We start from the raw sequence: 13,658 nt of genomic DNA, 5'->3' as shown, positions 1-13,658 counted from the left end.
GCGGCCCGGCTAACGGTGCAGACCGGCCAGCAGACGTCCTCGCACCGTGCGGGCAGGCGCATTGGCTGCCGCGGCAACCATGTCTCCTATCGCGGTGAACTTGTCGCGGGGCCGTTGGCCGCCGGCGCGGGCGATCTCCGCCGCGTTGATGGCCTTCCAGCCCGCGGCGTCGACGACGCCGGGTTGCCTGCCGCGAACGAATTTGTCCAGCGCGGCCGGCCTGCGCCGCGGATCGGGCAGGCGCCCTTCGTTGTAGTCCGCGACGAGGTTGTGCACGGTCTCGGCGGCACACGACTTGTTGGTGCCGATGAATCCCGTCGGCCCGCGCTTGATCCAGCCGGCGACATAGCTACCGCGCACCGGCTGACCGGTCGAGGGGTCGACGACACGGCCGCCACCGTTGGGCACCACGGCTGCCTTATCGTCGAACGGCAGGTCCCGAATCGGCTTGCCGCGGTAACCAATTGACGTCAGCACCAATCCAGCGGGGAGTCGGCGCACCTGGCCGGTTCCGGTCACCGTGAACTCGACGGCGTCGGCTCGCGGGTCGCCGACGATCTGCTCGGGAGTGAGCCGGTACGCCAGCCGGATCCGTGGACGGGTGGCGGGCGCCGAGGCGTCGGGAAGCCTGCTCAAAACCTCCAGTTTGCTGCGGGTCAACGGATCCGACTCTTCATCGGCCAGGTCCCGCGACACCAACTCGTGGTCGGCGGTCTCCAGCACCACATCGCATGTCGACGTCAGGCCGATGAGCTCGGGCAGCGTGAACGCTGACTGCGCGGGGCCGCGGCGGGCGGCGATCACCACCTCGGCGACGCGTGATTCGCGCAGTGCCGTCAGCGCATGATCAGCTATGTCGGTACCTGCGAGCGCATCGAGGTCGGCGGTCAGAATCCGTGCCACGTCGAGGGCAACGTTGCCGTTGCCGACGATCACGACCCGCTCGTGACTCAAGTCGACAGGTAAGCCGGTGAATTCGGGATGCCCGTTGATCCAGGCAACCATCTCGGTTGCGGTGCCGGTTCCCGGCAGGCCCATGCCCTCGATGTCGAGCCGTCGGTCATTGGGCGCGCCCACCGCATAGAGCACCGCGTGGTGGTGCTCCAGCAGTTCGTCGTGAGTGATATCCGCTCCCACCTCGACATTGAGGTAGAACGTGAATCCCGGCTGCCGGCTCACCTTGTCGAACAGCGTCGTGACCCGCTTGGTGCTCTGATGGTCGGGCGCCACCCCGGCCCGCACCAGTCCGTACGGGGTCGGCAGTCGTTCGAAGACGTTGACCCGCACGCCGCGCTGGGTGAGCAATTCGTCGGCGGCATACATCGCCGCGGGCCCGGACCCCACAATCGCGACGCTGAGCGGACCGCTCGGGCGCTTCTGGACAACGGGTGCGTCGAGCACCGGCGCCAGCCTGGACGTCGGCGGCAGCTTGCTCTCGCGCTTCGGATAGAACGCCGCGTTCAACTCGATGAACGGAAGCTGCGTGGGCTTCAGCCGGGTGTCGGGCGCGATGGCCCCGACCGGGCAGGCGCTGACGCAGGCGCCGCAGTCGACGCAGGCGACCGGATCGATGTACAGCATCTCCGCGGTGGCGAACCCGGGCTCGTCCGGTGACGGGTGGATGCAGTTCACCGGGCAGGCGTAGACGCAGGACCCGTCGCTGCAACACGATTGAGTGATGACGTGGGGCATCGTTGCCTTACGCGGCGTGAACCACGTGCTGGCGAGCCGGTTCGCTGCGATAGCGGCTCGGCCGGCCGTCCATCTTGCAGATCCGCCAGACGAGCTTGGCGACCGGGTTGATCAGTCCCGTGTCCGCGCACAGCATCCGGACGTCACCGAACATGTCACGCAGGAACTGCCGTGACTCCGGCGACCCGAAGAACAGCTCCTTGCGCACCGACCGCGGGATGTCGAATTCCTTCCAGAACGCCCTCGGTGGCACGACGATCGCCGAGCACAGAACCCGCATGATGAGCGGCACGTATATCGACAGCCAGAACCGCTTGCGCCGCGGCAAATGGGGGACCCGCTTGCGCAGGTACTCGTGGGCGAAGGAGATGTGGCGGGCTTCCTCGGCCACGTGGATCGCCATCACCCGCTCCATGATCGGATGCAGCGACTTGCCCTCGCGCAAGACGTTCTTCTGCGTGTGGTCGATGGGCTCTTCGCCGGCGAGGATGCCGAACCAGAACGGGATCGGCAGCGGCCCGGCCACCAACGGGATCAATGGCTGGACCCACTTCAGCACCCGGGGCATACCGGGTACGTCGGCGCCGATGTGGTTCACCATCTCCTGGAACATCATGGTGTGGTTGCACTCTTCGACCGCCTCGTGCAGGCAGTACCGGTACTCCGGTGAGCCGTTCGGCGTCCAGAAGGAGTACTCCATCAGGCCACGGATCAGAATCGACTCGAAGTGCAGACCGACCTTCGCGACGTTGGCCTGGCGCCACATGCCGATCTCGATCTGCCGTTCGACCGGCTGCGCCCGGTACCAAGGGTGGCCGCCCAGCGGATCCGTGGCAGGCAGGACCCAGCGAGTGTCGTTCGGGATCACGGCGAACTCGGGCGAGTCCCAGTCGATGTCCTTGTACGGATTGAAGTTGCGACGCACCGACCCCTCGGACAGTGTGGTGAGCATGTCTACGTACTCGGCGTCGTCGCGGACCTCCATGTTGCGGCGCCAGCGCCTGACCATCTTGGTACGAGCCATTCGAAGCCTCCCCTGAGGTTTACATTCAGCCGCTCAATGTCCAGCAACGGTACCGCAGGTATCGCCTATTGAACAGACCCATTTCGGCCGATGCGGTGCGCCGCCCTGGCAACCGGCAGCGTGATCCAGGCCACACTCACCAGTCAACTTGCAGACAAATAGCCGGGTAGACCAGGCGGCTAACGCGCTGTCGGCTCGTCTACTTCTTTCCGAAATCCCCCGCCGCGGTCATCTTCATACCGTTGCTCACCACCGAGAACCCCGCATCCGTCAATTCGCAGTCAGTGATGACCGCGCGGTGGCCCGGGCTGTTCATCCACCAGGCGACCGCGGCAGCCGGGGTACCGCCGGGGCCATTGGCCCAGAAAATGATCTCGCCGAGGTCGGCGTACGGCGCGTAGCCGGCGTCCGTGACGCGCTGTGCGACGGAGGAGCCGTCCGAACCGGTGTGGCCCTGCACTCCGCGCTCGAGCATGTCGTTGGCCTGCCGCACTGCGGACACAGTCAACTGCGGATTGGGCGCAACGGGGCCACAGCCGTTCGCCGCGCGCGTGGCGTTGATCTGGTCCAGCAGCGCGCCACCCTCGTCCCCGGCGTCGGCCTGGGCTGGAACCGCGGTGAGCATCACAGCCAAAGCCGTTATCGCCGCTGCGCAGAACGGTAGAAGCGTCGAGATTTTCCCGCGACTGATCACACGCGCCCCCATGGGCTCAGTCCCCGACAGATCACAGTATGGACACGGCCGCGTGGCTGTATCGGGTATTTAGCCACTTCTCCGGTCTTTCCGCGCCACCATCCCCCCAGAAAGCGCCTGAGTCCGGTCACTACTCTTGACCGCATGGCCGACCTCACAATCCCGACCGATCTCAAGCCCCGCGACGGACGCTTCGGGTGCGGACCGTCCAAGGTACGGCCCGAACAACTGCAGGCGCTGGCGGCCGCGGGCGAGCTCTTCGGCACCTCACACCGGCAGGCGCCGGTCAAGAACCTGGTGGGCCGCGTCCGCGACGGCTTACGCGAGCTGTTCTCGCTACCGGACGGCTACGAGGTGATCCTCGGCAACGGCGGTTCGACGGCGTTCTGGGACGCCGCGGCCTTCGGCCTGATCGACAAGCGCTCGCTGCACCTCACCTACGGCGAGTTCAGCTCGAAGTTCGCATCCTCGGTCGCCAAGAACCCATTCGTCGGAGATCCCGTCATCGTCAAGGCCGAGGCCGGCAGTGCCCCGAAGCCGCAGTCCGACCCCTCGGTCGACCTGATCGCCTGGGCGCACAACGAGACCTCAACCGGCGTCGCGGTGCCCGTAGAGCGTCCCGAAGGGTCCGGCGACGCACTGATCGTGATCGACGCCACCTCGGCGGCCGGCGGTCTGCCCGTCGACATCACGGATGCGGACGCCTACTACTTCGCGCCGCAGAAAAACTTCTCCGGTGACGGCGGCCTGTGGATCGCGCTGCTGTCCCCGAGCGCATTGGCGCGTATCGAAGCGATCGCCGGCGCCGGACGCTGGGTGCCCGACTTCCTGTCGCTGCCGATCGCGGTCGAGAACAGCGTCAAGAACCAGACGTACAACACCCCGGCGATCGGCACGCTCATCCTGCTCGCCGAACAGATCGATTGGTTGCTCGGTAACGGCGGGCTGGACTGGGCAGTGAAGCGAACGGCCGATTCCTCGCAGCGGTTGTACTCGTGGGCGGAGGCGTCGAAGTTCGCCACCGCGTTCGTCGGCGATCCGGAGTTGCGCTCGCAGGTGGTCGGCACCGTGGACTTCGCCGACGAGATCGATGCCGCCGCCGTCGCCAAGACGCTGCGGGCCAACGGAATCGTCGACACCGAGCCGTACCGCAAACTCGGCCGCAACCAGCTTCGGGTCGGGATGTTCCCGGCCGTCGATCCCGACGACGTCAGCGCGCTGACCCAGTGCGTCGATTGGGTGGTCGAACGGCTCTGACCTGCCCGGGCGTGTCTGCCAGGTTACGAGGAGATAACGCAGTAGGGTCCAGCTCATCGGGCAAGTCGTCTCGCCCGGAGGAGGTCGGCATGCGGGAACTCAAAGTCGTTGGACTGGACGTCGACGGCAAACGAATCATCTGCGAAGCCGACGGCTCCGGCGAGAAGTTCATTCTGCGCCCTGATGACCGGCTGCGGGCCGCGCTGCGCGGCGACAGGGCCGGTTCGACTCCACCCCAACCCGATGTCGAGGTTCAAACCGTGCTGCGTCCCAAGGAGATTCAGGCCAAGATCCGGGCAGGCGCCTCAGTCGAGGAGGTCGCCACCGCCGCGGGTGAGAGCATCGCGCGGGTCGAAAGGTTTGCCCACCCGGTGCTGTTGGAGCGTGCGCGCGCGGCCGAGCTGGCAACGGCCGCACACCCGGTACTCAGCGACGGGCCCGCCGTGCTGACCTTGCTGGAGACGACGACGACGGCGTTCGTCGCCCGCGGCCTCGACCCCGAAGCCACCACATGGGACGCCTGGCGCAACGAGGACGGCCGCTGGACGGTGCAGTTGGCGTGGAAGGCCGGCAGGTCGGACCTGACGGCGCACTTCCGGTTCACACCCGGCGCGCACGGCGGCACCGTCAGCGCGGTGGACGACGGCGCCAGCGAGCTGATCGATCCCAACTTCGCCCGGCCGCTGCGTCCCGTGGCGCCGGTTCCCCAGCTCGAATTCGAGCGGCCGGAACGCGAGCAGGCGGCGGCCGCACCCGAGCCCGCACCCGAGCCCGAGCCCGTGCTCGAACTCGAACCGGAACCCACACCGGCACCGCGCCGCCCAGCCCGCAAGGGCAAGCCGGCCGTTCCGGCGTGGGAGGACGTGTTGCTGGGCGTGCGCTCAAGTGGGCAGCGATGAGCGCTTGCGCGAAGAGCAGACAACAGCGATGAGCGCTTGCGCGAAGAGCAGACAACAGCCGCTGAGTTATCCGCCGAGGGCCAGCGCCAACAGCGCGAGCCACGCGCCCGCCACCCCGACGCCGGCGCCGAGCACGAACCACCGCCACACCGGCAGCTTTCGCCACCCCCACACCGTCGGCGCCAGCCCACCGACGGCGACCAGGTTGAGCCCCACCGCAAGCAGGGGATGAACGCGGTTCAAACCCATGCTCAGCACGACGACGGCGGCTGCGGTCACCGCGGCGACGAACGCGGCCACCGTCAGACCCGTCGCCCAAGGACTGGAGTCGTCGGTCACGGCGCCAATCTAGCCGTTCGGTCGTGGTCCCGCCCGCGCCATGGCAGCAGCGCCGTCAACTCCTCGCCGGAGTTGGTGCCGGTCTTGGCCATCGCCCGGTAGATGTGGCCCTCGACGGTGCGCGCGGCGGACGATAGCAGCATGCGCGGTGGCGTCCACGGTGCCCAGCAACTCACCGATCTCCTCGAAATCCGCCGACGCTGTGGACAACCCGTCGCTATCGTCGTCCCGCAGCGCCTTGGCGAACGGGGCCGCAATCTCGACGCGGTCCTTCGACGATGCTGTGCAGTTCGTGTAGCCGGTCCGCGCAACTGCGTGCACCGAACTGCGTGGCAGCCTGCAGGCACGTCACCTCGGCGGCGAACTGCCCATTCTGTCGCGCCGTGTGGCCGGTACACAGCACGATCTCGGCCGCCTGCTCGGATCACCAACTCTAGGGCGCACTCCTCTGTCAGTGGCTCAATCTGGCCCGCTCGTAGAACGCAAGGGCGGCGGCGGTCGCAACGTTGAGTGAGTCGGTGCCGCGCGACATGGGAATCCGGACCCGCGTGTCACTGGCCCGCATGGTGTGCTCCTTGAGGCCGGGCCCCTCTGCGCCGACGAGGACGGCTACCCGCTCGTCTGCCAGGTCGGCCATCGCGCCGGCCAGGCTTTGCGCAGCCGGATCGGGCGTCATGGCCAGCAGCCGAAAGCCCTTGTCCCGCAGCATCTCAAGGTCGTGAGGCCAGGCTGTCGTCCACGCATAGGGCACCAGCAGCGCGTGTCCCATCGACACCCGGACCGCCCGCCGGTACAGCGGGTCGGCACAGCCATTGCCGAAGACCACCGCGTCGACGCCCAACCCTGCCGCGTTGCGGAAGATCGAGCCCAGATTCTCGTGGTCGTTGACTCCCTCGAGCACAGCGACGGTGCGGGCACCGTCGAGAACCTGGGCCACGGTGAGTTCTGCGGGACGCGACGCCGACGCCAGCACTCCGCGGTTGAGGTGGAATCCGACCACCTCGGCCATCACCTCGGCGCTCGCGCGGTAGTAGGGCGCGGCAAGGGCCGGATCATCGAGGTCGGCGGCGAGTTCGCCGAGTCGCCGGTCGGTGCCCAACAATGCCCGGGGACGAAACCGGGACATCAGCATCCGCTGCACCACCAGCACACCCTCGGCGATCACCAGACCCTTGCCGCTGGGCAGATCCGGCCTGCGGTCCACGCTGTTGAGGTCGCGGAAGTCGTCGAGGCGCGCGTCAGTGGGATCGACGACGTCGATGACGTTGAGGCTCACGTGCTTTCGTCAACTATGGCGGTCATCAGGTCGGCAGCCGCCAGCAAGATTCTGCGCTGCTCCGAGTCGAGGCGTTCCAGTCGCGCCTTGAGCCACTCCTGGCTGGCCCGGCGTTCGGCCTCGATCAGCTCGACCCCCGCCGGCGAAACGGATACCAGCACCTGACGGCCGTCGCCGGGGTGGGCGGTGCGGGCGACGAAGCCCAACTCTGCGAGCGAGGCGATGACACGCGTCATCGATGGCGGCCGGACCCGCTCGCGCATGGCTAACGCGCCCGGTGTCATCGCGCCCTCCTTGGCAAGCGTCGACAATGCCGACAACTGCGACAGCGAAACCGGCGATTCGGCCCGCCGAAACCGCAATTGGCGGGCCAGACGGACCACTGCCAGCGACAGGTCACTCGCCAGCCGGGCGTCGATGTCTTTCACAAAGCAAACAATACCTAGCAGGTCTCCGGGAAATCGCAGTTATCGGCTACGTTGGGCCGATGACCGCGGAACCGCCCGCCGGACCGCAGCCGCCCGCCCTGCCCGCCGGCCTGCTCGCACCGTGGCCGGTGATCGCGGTGATCACCGCCGGTTGGCTCGTCGCCGTGATCCTCGCGTTCACGGTTCCCGGCCTGCACGAGTGGCGGCCGTTCACCGTCGCGGGCCTCGGCGTCGGCGCCCTCGGAACGTCCATCTTTCTGTGGCAGCGTCAGGCCGTGCGCCGTGGATCCCGCGGAGCGCAAAGCGGACTCAGCTGATTCGACCCAGGCGAAGGAGGAGGCAATGGCCGCGCCGTTGCTGCAAGCACAGATCGACATCGATGCGCCGGTCTCGAAAGTGTGGTCCCTGATCTCCGACCTGAACCGCATGCCGCAATGGAGCCCGCAGTGCCGCTTGATGAAACCGCTCGGCCCCCTGCGCCAGGGCACCAGGACCATCAATGTGAACCGCCGCAAATACGCCTTATGGGCGACCACGTGCACGGTCACCGAGATCATCCCCGAGAAGAAGGTCGCATTCCAGGTGAACCTGAACGGCACGATCTGGAGCTATGAACTGGAGCCGACCGATGCCGGCACGCGGGTGGTGGAGAGCCGCCACGCCGAGAACGGCGTCAAACCGATTTCCAACGTCGCGGTCAACGCGATGTTCGGCGGGGTGCCGAGCTTCGAGCAGGAACTCGTCGAGGGCATGAACGAGTCGCTGTCCCGGCTCAAGGCGGCGGCCGAAAGCTAGCCGGTCTGATGCGGTGGTTCGGCGACGTCGAGCACGCCGTCGTCGTACGGATCGAACAGCGGCGAGCCGGTGCCCGGCGGCGCAGGGGTGTCCGAATGCGCGCCACAGCCGTACTCCGCATCAACGACGTGGCCGTCGGCGGCCAGACCGTTGCCGCACACGCCGAACATCGAGCCGAGCGCTCCGGACAGCCGGATGTAGAAGCCGCAGTCCCGGCACACCCGGCGGGTGGACCGGGCCATCGCCGAATCCGGCCCGTAGTCACCGTCGTGCCAGCGCTGCGCGGCCTCGATGCGGCCCCACTGGCTGAGCACCTGGCGGCGACCGAACCCGATCTCGGCGGCGACTTCGTCGACCTCGGGATCACCGCTGTCGAGATAGCCGGGCACCAGGCGGGGGTCGTCGTTGGGCGGGGAGAGCAGGTCGCCGGGACTCAGGTCGCCTGGGCGGATCCGCTCCTCCCAAGGCACCCACTTCGGCGCCAGCAACGCCGTCGGTCCCGGAACGAGCACCACCTCGCTGATGGTGACGCGCGTCGCCCCGGGGCACGCCGCCACCACCACCGCCCACTGCCAGCCGCGATAACCGGGCATATCGGCCAGGAATCGGTGTGTGGCCGCCGTCGGATCCTCGAAACCGGCACCCAGGTATTCGCCGACCGTGTTCTCGCCGCTGTACTCGATGATCGCGGCGCGCGCGTCATCAACGGCGCCGATCAGCACCGTCTCGAGGTCCACCGAGGCTACGTCGGTGTTCTCGAAGGCGCCCGTGGCGCCTTGCTCAGCAGATTCGGTCACGCTGTCCATCAGCATCAATACTGCCTCAAAGCACGAACGTGTAGCCACACCGGTCGCCTGCACGCCGCAACGACCGCGATGGGAGAGAATCTGTGTGTGACCGGATCGCGGCGTGACCCCCGGGACCCGGCGGGTCGGCGTGACCCTCGCTATTACCCGCCTCGCCCGCCGCCGGGTGCCGACGAAGAGCATCCGGGGATGGCCAACTACCCGAGCGACGGGGTGGGCTACCCGCGGCGCTCCTCGCCGACACCGAGCGCCAACCGGTGGCTGCCCCCGTTGGACGATCGGTCCTCCCGGGACTCCCGGTCGTCCCGCATCGGTTCGGGTGCCGGCGAGAAAGTCACCGTCACCCGGGCGGCCGCCCAACGCAGCCGCGAGATGGGATCGAAGATGTACGGCCTGGTGCATCGGGCTGCGACTGCGGACGGCGCCGACAAATCCGGGCTGACCGCGCTGACGTGGCCGGTGGTGGCGAACTTCGCCGTCGACGCCGCGATGGCGGTGGCGCTGGCCAACACGCTGTTCTTCGCGGCGGCCTCGGGCGAAAGCAAGAGCAAGGTCGCGCTCTACCTGCTGATCACCATCGCGCCGTTCGCCGTCATCGCCCCGCTGATCGGCCCGGCGCTGGACCGGTTGCAGCATGGTCGCCGGATCGCACTGGCGACGTCGTTCATGTTGCGCACCGCGCTCGCGGTGGTGCTCATCTTCAACTACGACGGCGCCAGCGGCAGCTACCCGTCGTGGGTGCTGTACCCGTGCGCGCTCGGAATGATGGTGCTGTCGAAGTCTTTCAGCGTGTTGCGCAGTGCCGTCACCCCGCGCGTACTGCCCCCGACCATCGACCTGGTGCGGGTGAACTCACGGCTGACGACGTTCGGCCTGCTCGGCGGAACGATGGTCGGCGGCGCGATCGCCGCGGGCGCGGAGTGGGCGCTCAACCTGTTCCGCATGCCCGGCGCGTTATACGTGGTCGTCGCGGTCACGGTGGCCGGCGCGGCCCTGGCGATGCGGATCCCGAAGTGGGTCGAGGTGACCGCGGGCGAGGTGCCCACCAAGCTGACCTATCACGGACGAAGCGGGGAGTTGAGGCGGCACCCCGAACATCGCGGGGTGCGGGCGGCTGCGCGGCAACCGTTGGGCCGCAACATCATCACCGCATTGTGGGGCAACTGCACCATCAAGGTGATGGTCGGATTCCTGTTCCTCTACCCGGCGTTCGTCGCCAAGTCGCACGACGCCAGCGGCTGGGAGCAGCTGCGGATTCTCGGCGTGATCGGCGCGGCCGCCGCGATCGGAAATTTCGGCGGCAACTTCACCGCGGCACGGCTCAAACTCGGCTACCCGGCACTGCTGGTGGTGCGCTGCACGATCGCAGTGACGGCGCTGGCGCTGACCGCCGCGCTGACCGGCACCCTGATGGTGGCCGCGCTCGCGACGCTGGTCACCTCCGCGGCGGCGGCGATCGCGAAAGCGTCCCTGGACGCGTCGCTGCAGGATGATCTGCCCGAGGAGTCGCGCGCGTCGGCGTTCGGTCGCTCGGAGTCGCTGCTGCAGTTGGCCTGGGTCACCGGCGGTGCCACCGGCGTGCTGATCTACACCGAACTGTGGGTGGGTTTCACCACGATCACCGCGGTGCTCATCCTCGGTCTCGCCCAGACGATCGTCAGTTACTACGGCGAGTCGTTGATTCCAGGGTTCGGCGGCAACCGTCCGGTGCTCGCCGAACAGGAAGGCGGCCTGACGGATCCCGCGGCGGTGGCGCCGGAGTGAAACGCGTTCTCGCCGTACTGGCGGTCGTGGTGATCGTCGCGTCGGCGGCCACGGGGGTGCTGGTCTGGCGGCTCAGCCGCGGCCACGGTCCTGACTTTCCGGAGATCAGCGCATACTCGCACGGCGAATTGGCCACGGTCGGGCCGTATCGCTACTGCAATGTGTTGCGTCTCGATGAGTGCGAAAACCCCGAAACGATCGGCCAACTCGCGGTCGACGCCCGGTTTCCCGTTCAGTTGTCCGTGCCGCCGGCGATCGCACGCGCGCCGTGGATCCTCGGTCGGGCATACGAGGGTTCCGACGTGGCCGAGGAGTTCAAGCCAGACACCAGGCTCGCAGTCACCATTCCCACCGTCGACCCGCATCGCGGCAAGCTGATCGGCATCGTCGTGCAACTGCCCACTCTGGTCCGCGACGAGGCCGGTAACGAATTCCGGCTCTCGCATGCCGAGTGGTCGATCAAGACGGTGTGGCCCTAGTCGGTCGACGATCAAGCGGGGAGGCACGAGCCGCGTTGAGGAGACCGACCATCAGCCCTAGTCGGTCGACGATCAAGCGGGGAGGCACGAGCCGCGTTGAGGAGACCGACCATCAGCCCTAGTCGGTCGACGATCAAGCGGGGAGGCACGAGCCGCGTTGAGGAGACCGACCATCAGCCCTAGTCGGTCGACGATCAAGCGGGGAGGCACGAGCCGCGTTGAGGAGACCGACCATCAGCCCTAGTCGGCCCCGTCGCCGGCGGGCACGCGTTCGGTCTCCACCGGCGGGCCGGGCGGGGTCCCGTCACCGAACGGCTTGCCGCCCAATGCCTCTCGGCCGTGCGAAGTAAGCCAATTCGAGAGGTCCGGCCCCTTGGGGACGATCTGGGTCGGATTGATGTCCTTGTGCACGATGTAGTAGTGCTGCTTGATCTGCACGAAATCGATGGTGTCACCGAACCCCGGGGTCTGGAAAAGGTCTCGCGCGTAGGCCCACAGCACCGGCATCTCCGAGAGCTTCTGCCGGTTGGTCTTGAAATGGCCGTGGTAGACGGCGTCGAAGCGCGCCAGCGTGGTGAACAGCCGGACGTCGGCTTCGGTGATGGTGTCACCGACGAGGTAACGCCGATCCGTCAGCCGTTCCGTGAGCCAGTCCAGCGCGGTGAACAATCGGTCGAAGCCCTTCTCGTAGGCGCTCTGCGAACCCGCGAAGCCGCACCGGTAGACGCCGTTGTTCACCTCGGTGTAGATGCGCTTGGCGACTTCGTCGATCTCGTCGCGCAGGGGCTCCGGGTACAGCTGCGGGGCGCCGTCGCGGTGGTATTCCGTCCACTCGGTGGAGAAGTCCAACGTCATCTGGGCGAAGTCGTTGGTCACCACCTCACCTGTCGGCACGTCGACGACGGCGGGCACGGTGATGCCCTTGGGGTAGTCCGGAACCCGCTTCAGGTAGGCGTCGCGCAGGCGCGGGATCTTCAGCACCGGGTCGAGACCGCCCGGGTCCAGATCGAACGTCCAGCTGCGCTCGTCGTGGGTCGGTCCGCAAAAACCGATCGACAGAACGTCTTCCAGGCCCAGCAAGCGGCGCACGATGATCGCGCGGTTCGCCCACGGGCAGGCCCTGGCGACGATCAGCCGGTACCGGTCCGGCTCGACCGGGTAGCCGTCGCGCCCATCGGCTGTGATCCGGGTGGTGATGTAGTCGGTGTCACGATCGTATTCGCCATTAGAGGTGGATTTGTCGGCGACGTAGGAGGCCATGCCTACAGTGTGGTCCATGACCGTCGCCGCGCTGAAGACGATGTTCGACGAAATGGTCGCGCACAAGAACGCCGACTTCATCGACAGGTTCCACGATCCCGGATTCGGGATGTTCAGCAACGGCATCAGGCAGGACTACGCGTCGTTCGCCGCCGAGCATCGCAAGATCTACGCCACCGACATCGCCTACGCATTCGATAAAGACGAGCAGGCTTGGGTCAGCGATGTCGATTCCGAAGGCACCGGCAAGGTGGCCGAACGGCTGTGGATCACCACTTCCCGGCCCGGGGAGGAACCCACCCGGATCGAGGTCGTGCTCATCGCCGCACACCGCCGTGGACGGATAGAGACGGTCTGGGAGCTGACCTATCCGAACTGGGCCGATCTTGCGGCGTTCGACGACTACGAAACGGACTAGGCGTCGAGTTCGCTCGCGACGGCGCGCACCACTTCCGAGACCCGGCGTGCGACCTTGCGGTCCGGGTAGCGGCCCTTGCGCAACTCCGGCTGCACGGCACCCTCCAGCAGGGTGATCATGTCCTCGACCATGCCGTGAAGCTCGTCGGGCGTGTGCTTGTGCTCGGCCGCGGCCGCCTCGCGACGGGTCCGGGTCAGACTCGGGGGCGGATCGATGATCTTGAGGCTCAACGCCTGCGGGCCACGACGGCCTGCGGCCACGCCGAATTCGACGCGTTGGCCCGCTTTGAGGCCCTCGACACCGGCGGGCAACGCCGAGGAGCGGACGTAGACGTCCTCGCCCTCCTCCTGCGACAGAAAGCCGAAGCCCTTTTCGGCGTCGTACCACTTAACCCGGCCGGTCGGCACTGCTCTCACCTGCTTGTCTTCTAGGAAGCGTCTCAACATGTCCAACACGAGAAAGCGTCCCGCCTGCAATCGGGACGCGTGGACGTGATCTTACTCGGAGGCCGCCACGGCTATCACCCC

General features: G+C 67.3%; 17 protein-coding genes. 7 read left to right on the top strand and 10 right to left on the bottom strand.

The genetic code is table 11. The features are described from left to right. Nucleotides 1-9: 9 nt before the first annotated feature. The 3 genes from ACVWWN_RS11110 to ACVWWN_RS11100 form a co-directional block, all read right to left on the bottom strand. The gene (locus tag ACVWWN_RS11110; RefSeq protein WP_457143939.1) at nt 10-1,692 is read right to left on the bottom strand and encodes an FAD-dependent oxidoreductase; all 1,683 of its coding nucleotides are present in this window, start codon (nt 1,690-1,692) and stop codon (nt 10-12) included. Between the two features lie 7 nt (nt 1,693-1,699). Continuing rightward, nucleotides 1,700-2,716 (bottom strand): AurF N-oxygenase family protein, encoded by a 1,017-nt coding sequence (locus ACVWWN_RS11105; protein WP_457143938.1) that lies wholly within the window; start codon nt 2,714-2,716, stop codon nt 1,700-1,702. Between the two features lie 199 nt (nt 2,717-2,915). Beyond that, nucleotides 2,916-3,341 (bottom strand): CAP domain-containing protein, encoded by a 426-nt coding sequence (locus ACVWWN_RS11100; RefSeq protein WP_457149084.1) that lies wholly within the window; start codon nt 3,339-3,341, stop codon nt 2,916-2,918. Nucleotides 3,342-3,554: 213 nt separating this feature from the next. Between ACVWWN_RS11100 and serC the strand changes: the two genes are divergently transcribed. Together serC and sepH are read left to right on the top strand one after the other, a co-directional pair. After that, nucleotides 3,555-4,667: a phosphoserine transaminase gene (gene serC, locus ACVWWN_RS11095; protein WP_457143937.1), complete on the top strand. Its 1,113-nt coding sequence runs from the start codon at nt 3,555-3,557 to the stop codon at nt 4,665-4,667. A gap of 89 nt (nt 4,668-4,756) precedes the next feature. Beyond that, nucleotides 4,757-5,566 (top strand): septation protein SepH, encoded by an 810-nt coding sequence (gene sepH, locus ACVWWN_RS11090; RefSeq protein ID WP_457143936.1) that lies wholly within the window; start codon nt 4,757-4,759, stop codon nt 5,564-5,566. A gap of 66 nt (nt 5,567-5,632) precedes the next feature. Here the strand turns inward: sepH and ACVWWN_RS11085 are convergent, their stop codons facing one another. The 4 genes from ACVWWN_RS11085 to ACVWWN_RS11070 form a co-directional block, all read right to left on the bottom strand. Further along, the gene (locus ACVWWN_RS11085; RefSeq protein ID WP_457143935.1) at nt 5,633-5,905 is read right to left on the bottom strand and encodes a DUF2537 domain-containing protein; all 273 of its coding nucleotides are present in this window, start codon (nt 5,903-5,905) and stop codon (nt 5,633-5,635) included. After that, complete coding sequence (locus ACVWWN_RS11080; RefSeq protein ID WP_457143934.1) at nt 5,902-6,048, bottom strand: hypothetical protein; 147 nt, start codon at nt 6,046-6,048, stop codon at nt 5,902-5,904. The genes ACVWWN_RS11085 and ACVWWN_RS11080 overlap by 4 nt, the downstream gene beginning before the upstream one ends. Nucleotides 6,049-6,356: 308 nt before the next feature. Then, nucleotides 6,357-7,181, bottom strand: a complete 825-nt coding sequence (locus ACVWWN_RS11075; RefSeq protein WP_457143933.1) for a TrmH family RNA methyltransferase — start codon at nt 7,179-7,181, stop codon at nt 6,357-6,359. Beyond that, the gene (locus ACVWWN_RS11070) at nt 7,178-7,609 is read right to left on the bottom strand and encodes an Rv0880 family HTH-type transcriptional regulator (RefSeq protein WP_457143932.1); all 432 of its coding nucleotides are present in this window, start codon (nt 7,607-7,609) and stop codon (nt 7,178-7,180) included. The genes ACVWWN_RS11075 and ACVWWN_RS11070 overlap by 4 nt, the downstream gene beginning before the upstream one ends. A 59-nt stretch (nt 7,610-7,668) precedes the next feature. Between ACVWWN_RS11070 and ACVWWN_RS11065 the strand changes: the two genes are divergently transcribed. Together ACVWWN_RS11065 and ACVWWN_RS11060 are read left to right on the top strand one after the other, a co-directional pair. Beyond that, on the top strand, nt 7,669-7,926 hold the full coding sequence (locus ACVWWN_RS11065; RefSeq protein WP_457143931.1) for a DUF2530 domain-containing protein: 258 nt from the start codon (nt 7,669-7,671) through the stop codon (nt 7,924-7,926). A 25-nt stretch (nt 7,927-7,951) separates the two neighbouring features. After that, on the top strand, nt 7,952-8,404 hold the full coding sequence (locus ACVWWN_RS11060) for an SRPBCC family protein (protein WP_457149083.1): 453 nt from the start codon (nt 7,952-7,954) through the stop codon (nt 8,402-8,404). Here the strand turns inward: ACVWWN_RS11060 and ACVWWN_RS11055 are convergent. Further along, on the bottom strand, nt 8,401-9,210 hold the full coding sequence (locus tag ACVWWN_RS11055) for a DUF3027 domain-containing protein (RefSeq protein WP_457143930.1): 810 nt from the start codon (nt 9,208-9,210) through the stop codon (nt 8,401-8,403). The two genes, ACVWWN_RS11060 and ACVWWN_RS11055, sit on opposite strands and share 4 nt — an antisense overlap. Nucleotides 9,211-9,399: 189 nt before the next feature. Here ACVWWN_RS11055 and ACVWWN_RS11050 point away from each other — a divergent pair, with 189 nt between their 5' ends. Together ACVWWN_RS11050 and ACVWWN_RS11045 are read left to right on the top strand one after the other, a co-directional pair. Next, entirely contained in the window at nt 9,400-10,974 is a 1,575-nt protein-coding gene (locus ACVWWN_RS11050; protein ID WP_457149082.1) for an MFS transporter, read from the top strand. Beyond that, nucleotides 10,971-11,453: a DUF2771 domain-containing protein gene (locus ACVWWN_RS11045; RefSeq protein WP_457143929.1), complete on the top strand. Its 483-nt coding sequence runs from the start codon at nt 10,971-10,973 to the stop codon at nt 11,451-11,453. Before ACVWWN_RS11050 ends, ACVWWN_RS11045 begins: the two co-directional genes overlap by 4 nt. Nucleotides 11,454-11,693: 240 nt before the next feature. Here the strand turns inward: ACVWWN_RS11045 and ACVWWN_RS11040 are convergent, their stop codons facing one another. Then, the gene (locus ACVWWN_RS11040; RefSeq protein ID WP_457143928.1) at nt 11,694-12,713 is read right to left on the bottom strand and encodes a glutathione S-transferase family protein; all 1,020 of its coding nucleotides are present in this window, start codon (nt 12,711-12,713) and stop codon (nt 11,694-11,696) included. A 16-nt stretch (nt 12,714-12,729) separates the two neighbouring features. On the opposite strand from ACVWWN_RS11040, the gene ACVWWN_RS11035 reads away from it, so the two are divergent. Next, entirely contained in the window at nt 12,730-13,131 is a 402-nt protein-coding gene (locus tag ACVWWN_RS11035; protein WP_457143927.1) for a nuclear transport factor 2 family protein, read from the top strand. Here the strand turns inward: ACVWWN_RS11035 and ACVWWN_RS11030 are convergent. After that, the gene (locus ACVWWN_RS11030; RefSeq protein ID WP_457149081.1) at nt 13,128-13,538 is read right to left on the bottom strand and encodes a cold-shock protein; all 411 of its coding nucleotides are present in this window, start codon (nt 13,536-13,538) and stop codon (nt 13,128-13,130) included. The genes ACVWWN_RS11035 and ACVWWN_RS11030 overlap by 4 nt on opposite strands. Nucleotides 13,539-13,658: the final 120 nt, after the last annotated feature.

The sequence above is a fragment of the Mycobacterium sp. URHB0021 genome, from assembly GCF_054057895.1.
This window is presented reverse-complemented; position numbering and strand designations above follow the sequence as displayed.

What these genes read in the sequence shown, in the direction of transcription:
- ACVWWN_RS11035 (WP_457143927.1), top strand. Translation starts at nt 12,730, where the DNA reads ATGACCGTCGCCGCGCTGAAGACGATGTTCGACGAAATGGTCGCGCAC.
- ACVWWN_RS11110 (WP_457143939.1), bottom strand. Translation starts at nt 1,692, where the DNA reads ATGCCCCACGTCATCACTCAATCGTGTTGCAGCGACGGGTCCTGCGTC.
- ACVWWN_RS11105 (WP_457143938.1), bottom strand. Translation starts at nt 2,716, where the DNA reads ATGGCTCGTACCAAGATGGTCAGGCGCTGGCGCCGCAACATGGAGGTC.
- sepH (WP_457143936.1), top strand. Translation starts at nt 4,757, where the DNA reads ATGCGGGAACTCAAAGTCGTTGGACTGGACGTCGACGGCAAACGAATC.
- ACVWWN_RS11060 (WP_457149083.1), top strand. Translation starts at nt 7,952, where the DNA reads ATGGCCGCGCCGTTGCTGCAAGCACAGATCGACATCGATGCGCCGGTC.
- ACVWWN_RS11055 (WP_457143930.1), bottom strand. Translation starts at nt 9,210, where the DNA reads ATGGACAGCGTGACCGAATCTGCTGAGCAAGGCGCCACGGGCGCCTTC.
- ACVWWN_RS11065 (WP_457143931.1), top strand. Translation starts at nt 7,669, where the DNA reads ATGACCGCGGAACCGCCCGCCGGACCGCAGCCGCCCGCCCTGCCCGCC.
- ACVWWN_RS11100 (WP_457149084.1), bottom strand. Translation starts at nt 3,341, where the DNA reads ATGCTCACCGCGGTTCCAGCCCAGGCCGACGCCGGGGACGAGGGTGGC.
- serC (WP_457143937.1), top strand. Translation starts at nt 3,555, where the DNA reads ATGGCCGACCTCACAATCCCGACCGATCTCAAGCCCCGCGACGGACGC.
- ACVWWN_RS11080 (WP_457143934.1), bottom strand. Translation starts at nt 6,048, where the DNA reads ATGCTGCTATCGTCCGCCGCGCGCACCGTCGAGGGCCACATCTACCGG.
- ACVWWN_RS11050 (WP_457149082.1), top strand. Translation starts at nt 9,400, where the DNA reads ATGGCCAACTACCCGAGCGACGGGGTGGGCTACCCGCGGCGCTCCTCG.
- ACVWWN_RS11040 (WP_457143928.1), bottom strand. Translation starts at nt 12,713, where the DNA reads ATGGCCTCCTACGTCGCCGACAAATCCACCTCTAATGGCGAATACGAT.